This window comes from Pseudomonas sp. AD21, assembly GCF_002878485.1.
Taxonomy (GTDB): domain Bacteria; phylum Pseudomonadota; class Gammaproteobacteria; order Pseudomonadales; family Pseudomonadaceae; genus Aquipseudomonas.
Genome location: NZ_NQYG01000058.1, coordinates 29,659 through 35,658, shown reverse-complemented (window position 1 = coordinate 35,658; position 6,000 = coordinate 29,659). Strand labels below are relative to the sequence as shown.

Genomic DNA, 6,000 nt, shown 5'->3' with positions numbered 1-6,000 from the left:
TCGCCTCCGGTTTGCTTCGCTGCACCTCCTCTCGATGTATGCGGCTGCGCCGCATGGCGCTGCGCGCCTAACCCCCGGATGGACACCTACGCTCGGCCTGCCGAAGGGGCTGAAGATCAAAAGCCACATCAAGAGCCGAAGCCAAGCCGAAGCCAAAGCCAAAGCAGATCAAAAGATCGCAGCCTTCGGCAGCTCCTACATGGGATTGGGTGTTTTCAGTTGGATTTTGGTCGGCTGTCAGGCCGCCTTCGCGAGCAAGTCGAATCGTCGCACCGCCGCTCCCACAGTTGGAATGGGTGTGTTCAGTTGGAAATTGGTCGGCTGTCAGGCCGCCATCGCCAGCAGGCTGGCTCCTACAGAAAAGCAAAAGCCGAGCGCACGCTTTTCCACCACTCAACACGATGAGCGTTAGCTCGAGTAAAGCTTTTGATCTCAAGGCCCGTCGGCAGGCTGAGTGGAGGGATTGATCCGGGGGTGGGAGCGCAGCGACCGTTTGGCGTAGCCAAACACATCGAGAGGAGGTGCAGCGAAGCAAACCGGAGGCGATGCCCCACGGATCAATCCCGGAGCGAAGGAACCCGAGCCACAGCGAGGGCCGAACGTCAGGGTAAAGCCTTTTTGGTTACTTTTTCGGCGTCTGGAAAAAGTGACCCGCCGTAAAGGCGGAACCCTAAGTGGCCGTTACCGCAGCAACGGATATTCCCCCCCCGTCAAGCCAAAGCAAACACCTCTACCAAGCGCCCAGCAATCAACTCCAGCGCCTCTTCAGCCTCATCAACAATCGCCCCCATGCGCATGAAGTCGTGGGTCATCCCCTCATAAACCTTCAGCTCCACCGCAACCCCCGCCGCCTGCAAATGCCGGGCATACGCCACGCCCTCATCGTGCAACGGATCACACTCGGCCAACACCATCAGCACCGGCGCGACATTGGCCGGGACTTCACCGAGCAACGGCGAAAAACGTGGATCGAGACGATCGCCGGCATCACGCTGATAGTGCTCGTAGAACCACTGCAGCGAAGCCTTCTCCAGCAGATAGCCTTCGGCAAAACGCTCGATCGAAGGCGTGCTGCGACTGGCATCGGTGACTGGATAAATCAGCACCTGCAAGCGCGGCTGCACAGCGCCATCCGTCAGTTGCGCAGCCAGCACCGTGGCCAGGCTGCCACCGACGCTGTCACCGGCAATCGCCAGCCGCGCCGTGTCGAGGCCCAGATCCTGTGCACTCGCCACCAGCCAGTCCCAGGCATCCTGCGCGTCGTCGGCCGCTGTCGGGAAGCGATGTTCCGGTGCCACTCGGTAAGCCACCGACAGCACCACACAATCGGCCAGCGAGGCCAGCGCGCGGCACAGTGAATCATGCGAGTCGAGGCTGCCGACCACATAGCCGCCGCCATGGAAATACAACAGTGCCGGACGCCCGGCGCCCGCCTGCAACGCATGATTACTGTAGACCCGCGCGTTCAGCCGTGCGCCGTCACGCACCGGCAGTTGCAGCTCATCCACCACGGCCAGTTCTTCACCGCCGGCGTCCATCAGCAACGATGACTGATCGAATTGTTCACGGGCCTCGGTCGGGGTCAACTCATGCATGCCGACGCGCTTGCCACTGGCCCGGCCGTTGCCGACCAGTTGCAGAAATGCGGCGATATCAGGATTCAATGACATTCAAATCTCCAAAGCGATCGGGCGCCATCAGCGCCCGATCGGTTTTGCTTGGGTTTCACAGCAGGTTTCAGGACATGACTACTGATTCAACGATCTGGCCGAGCATTTCTTCAGCCTCGGACAGAAAAGTTTCATCACGCGGGATCTGGAAGTGCCCGCAATCAAGCCATTCGCCGCCCATGCCCGGCTGACCGAGTTGTGCCGCCAGTTCGAGTGCTTCGACTTCCCGGCCCAAGGTCCACCAGCACACCGGATTGACGGTCAGCGGCGCACAGCGCTCAAGCTGGAGCGACAACTGTTTGAGCCGGCGCGCCACGCTGAACACATGCGCCAGTTCATCGGCGCCCAGCGCCACATAGGTCGAAGCCCCACGTTCAGCACTCATGGCACGCTTGAACAGCGCACGCAGGTTGTGCGGCGTCTCTTCACCGTCGATGGACTGGCCCGGTGCGGCAACCGGCAGCGTCACGTGCAGGAAATCGCGCAGATCGGCTTGCCAGTCATCCACAGCCCCGGCGTCGACCGCCGCCGACGGCACAAAGCTGTCGACCAGCCCGACAAACTTGACCTGTTGCCCCACCTGCTCCAGTTGCGCGGCGATCAACATCGCCAGCGTACCGCCCAGCGACCAGCCCAGCAGGTGATACGGCCCTTGCGGCTGTTTCTGACGAATCTGCGCGAGGTAATCACTCGCCATCTGCTGCAACGAGGTGTCGTTGAACGCCGGATCCAGCAGCATCCGCGACTGAATCGCCAACACCTGGCGTTGACCGCTCAAGCGCCGCGCCAGCGGCTCGTAGTCGAACACCGTGCCGAAGCCGGCGTGGAGGCAGAACAGCGGCGCCACACCCGGAACCTCGGCATTCATCGCCAGCAACCCGGAGGCTTTTGCCGCCGTGCCCTGAACGCTGGCCACCAGCTCGCCGATGCTCGGTTTCTGCATCAGATCACGCAGTTTCAGGCTCAGGCCCTGAGCCTTGAGTACGCGGCTGCGGGCCACCACTTGCAGGCTGAGGATCGAATCGCCACCCAGTTCGAAGAAGTTGTCGGTGAGCCCGACCCGTTCGATTTTCAGCACCTCTTGCCAGATCTTCGCCAGGGCCTTTTCCAGCTCGGTGCGCGGCTCAACGTACGCCAGACGCTGTTCGGCATCCGGATTCGGCAGGGCCTTGCGGTCGAGCTTGCCGTTCGGCGTCAGCGGCATGCGTTCGAGCAACATCAGGTGCGCCGGCACCATGTAATCCGGCAGGCTGGCCTTGAGTTGCTCGCGCAGACGATCGCACAAACCGTCGGCCGGAGTGTCGGCAGCGGCCAGTACATAGCCGAGCAGTTGCTTGCCGCTGACGCCCTCGCGGGCCACCACGGCGGCGTCACGCACACCCGGCTGCTGCTTGAGGCGTGCTTCGATTTCACCCAGCTCGATGCGGAAACCACGGATCTTCACCTGATGGTCGATCCGCCCGAGGTAGTCGACGGTGCCGTCGGCACGCTGGCGCACCAGGTCGCCGGTGCGATACAGACGACTGCCATCGGCGCTGAACGGGTTGGCGACGAAACGTTCGGCGGTGCCACCGGCACGCCCCAGATAACCGCGCGCCAACGCACCACCCAGGTACAACTCACCGGCGATGCCGGCCGGCAGCGGGTTGAGGTCGCTGTCGAGCACATAACCGCTGCGCTCGCCGACCACGCTGCCGATCGGCGCATAGGCCGCGCCGCATTGATCGTCGACCGCGGCCTTCCAGATCAGCGGCGTGACCACCGTTTCGGTCGGGCCATAGCCGTTGATGATGTACTGCGGTTTCAGCGCGCGTTTGGCCAGTTCGAAACTCGCCACCGGCACCGCATCCCCGCCGAAGCAGTAGATCCGTACCGGCGGCGGATTACCGTGTTGCTCGGCGTGCTCGGCCAGTTGTTGCAGGTACACCGGCGGGAACGCCGCCACGGTCACACCATGCTGACTCAGAGCGTCGTAGGTCTGTTCGGCTGTCCACAGGCTGTCGTCGCGGATCAGCAAACGCGCGCCGTGAGTCAGGGTGGTCAGCCAACGCTCGTGCGCGCCGTCGAAGGCGAACGACATGAAATGCAATTCGCAATCGACCGCGCTCATTTCATAACGCTGGCCGATCGCCTGGCAGTGCATCGCCAGCGGCCCGTGCGCCACGCCGACACCTTTGGGCTGACCGGTAGAACCGGAGGTGTAGATCACGTAGGCCAGGTTGCCCGGCTGCACCGCGATCTGCGGCGCCGACTCTGGCTGAGCGCGCAGATCCAGTTGATCGAGTTCCAGTACATGCAGGTTGGCCTGGGTCGGCAACACCTGACGCAAACTCGAATCGCTGAGCAGCAAGGCGATGCCCGAATCGTGCATCAGATAACTCAAGCGCTCGCGTGGATAGGTCGCGTCCAGCGGCACATAGGCGCCACCGGCCTTGAGCACCGCCAACAGCGCCACAATCATGTTTTCGCTGCGTGGCAAGGCCACACCGACCCGCACTTCCGGACCGACACCCTCGGCGATCAGCGCATGTGCCAGACGATTGGCCCGCGCTTCGATCTGACCGTAGCTGAAAGCTTGCTCATTGAAGATCAGCGCAATTTGTTCGGCACGCTGCGCGGCCCACCCGGCAATGCGCTGGTGCACCAGCGTGGTCTGCGGTTGCGCGACAGGATCCTGAGCGGACGAGACCTGCCCGGTCGGCAGACCGATGCGTCCCAGCGCCTGCCCGGCGTCCTGCACCAGTGCCGTGAGCAGGCCTTCCATGTTGCTGCGGATGCCTTCCACGGTCGCCAGATCAAAGTGTTCGCGCAGGAACATGTACTCGATCACCAGCCCGTCTTCGAGAGTGACCATCAGGTCCATCGGGAAGTTGGTCAGGCCGGAGTTATTGATCTCGCCAAACTTCAGCGAATCATCGCGCCACTCGCGCAGCGCCTGATCGATCGGGTGGTTCTCGAACACGATGATGCTGTCGAACAGCGACTGCCCGGCACGCCCGCCCCAACGCTGGACGTCGGTCAACGGGGTGTACTCGCGCTCGCGCATTTCCAGGTTGAAATCCTGCAACTCGCGCAACCAGGCGCCCACTGCCTGCTCGGCCGGCACTTCCTTGATCACCGGCAAGGTGTTGATGAACAGACCGAGAATCGATTCCGACGCCGGCAGGCTCGCCGGACGCCCCGCCACCGTCGCGCCGAACGCCACGCAACGCTGGCCGCTGTAACGGCTGAGCAGCACCAGCCAGGCGCCCTGCACCAAGGTGTTGAGGGTGACCTGCTGCGACTGGGCGAAGGCTTTCAACTGTTCGGTACGGGTTTCGCCCAAACGGCTGTACAGCGCCTGGTGACCGCGACCGCTGCCGCTGCGCACCACCGCGTCCGCCAGATAGGTCGGCTCGTCGAGCAGGCTCAGGTGCTGACGCCAGAAGCCTTCGCTGGCATTCGCGTCCTGTTGTTGCAGCCAATTGATGTAACCGCGGTACGGCACCGCTTCGGCCAGTGGTCGTCCGGAATACTGGCTCAGCACCTCACCGATCAACTGCGAACTGCTCCAGCCGTCGATCAGAATGTGATGGTAGGTCCAGATCAACTGATAGCTGTCCTCGCTGACTTGCACCAGCGTCAGCCGTTGCAGCGGCGGCTGGTCAAGGTCGAAGCCCTTGGCCCGCTCGGCATCAGCCAGGCCTTGCAAGGCCTCGACCGAATGATCCTGCTCACGCCAGTCGAGCAGACTGAACGGCAGCTGCGGATCGGCGAGCACGAATTGCAGCGGCTCGGCCATGTCCTGCCAGAGGAAACCGGTGCGCAGAATGTCGTGACGACGGCTGACGGTTTCCCAGGCGGCTTGCAGGCGCAGCGGCTCAAGGCCCTGCACCGGCACGCTCAACTGGTTGACGTAGAGATCCGATTCCGGCGAATTCAGCCCGAGGAACAACATGCCCTGCTGCATCGGCGACAAGCGATAGAGCCCATCCAGTTGCCCAGCCGGCAGTGGCAGCTGCGCGACTTGCGCCTCGCTCAAGCCGTGCAGCGGCATGTCAATCAGCGCCGTCACTGGCGCCACAGGACCTTCGGCAGCCTGGACGCACAGGGCCAATTGTTGAATCGTCGGTTGCTGGAACAGGTCTTTCGGGCTCAGCTCAAGCCCTTGCTGACGGGCGCGGCTGACCACCTGAATCGAGATGATCGAGTCGCCACCCAGAGCGAAGAAACTGTCACGGGTGCTGACCTGCTCAAGGCCCAGCACCTCTTTCCAGATGTCCACCAACGCCTGCTCGGTGGCATTCACCGGTTCGACATGCAACTGCGCGGCGCTGAGTTCCAGTGCTGG

Annotated in this window: 3 protein-coding genes (1 of these 3 only partly in view); 1 reads left to right on the top strand and 2 read right to left on the bottom strand. The window is 62.9% G+C overall.

The window, feature by feature from the left end; genetic code table 11:
* Positions 1 to 412, top strand: a 412-nt coding sequence (locus tag PseAD21_RS29690; protein WP_158242608.1) for a hypothetical protein, incomplete at its 5' end; no start/stop codon positions are given.
* Positions 413 to 710: 298 nt separating this feature from the next.
* Here the strand turns inward: PseAD21_RS29690 and PseAD21_RS23990 are convergent.
* Positions 711 to 1,670: an alpha/beta hydrolase gene (locus tag PseAD21_RS23990; protein WP_102358289.1), complete on the bottom strand. Its 960-nt coding sequence runs from the start codon at positions 1,668 to 1,670 to the stop codon at positions 711 to 713.
* Positions 1,671 to 1,737: 67 nt separating this feature from the next.
* Positions 1,738 to 6,000, bottom strand: partial view of a non-ribosomal peptide synthetase gene (locus tag PseAD21_RS23985; protein ID WP_102358287.1) — the end only. It continues 10,734 nt past the right edge of the window; 4,263 of the gene's 14,997 nt are visible here — the last part of the coding sequence; the start codon falls outside the window, past its right edge — the gene reads right to left on this strand; it ends in the stop codon at positions 1,738 to 1,740.

Bases quoted from the DNA above. Each gene is read 5' to 3' on its own strand.
- PseAD21_RS23990 (WP_102358289.1), bottom strand. From the start codon at position 1,670: ATGTCATTGAATCCTGATATCGCCGCATTTCTGCAACTGGTCGGCAAC.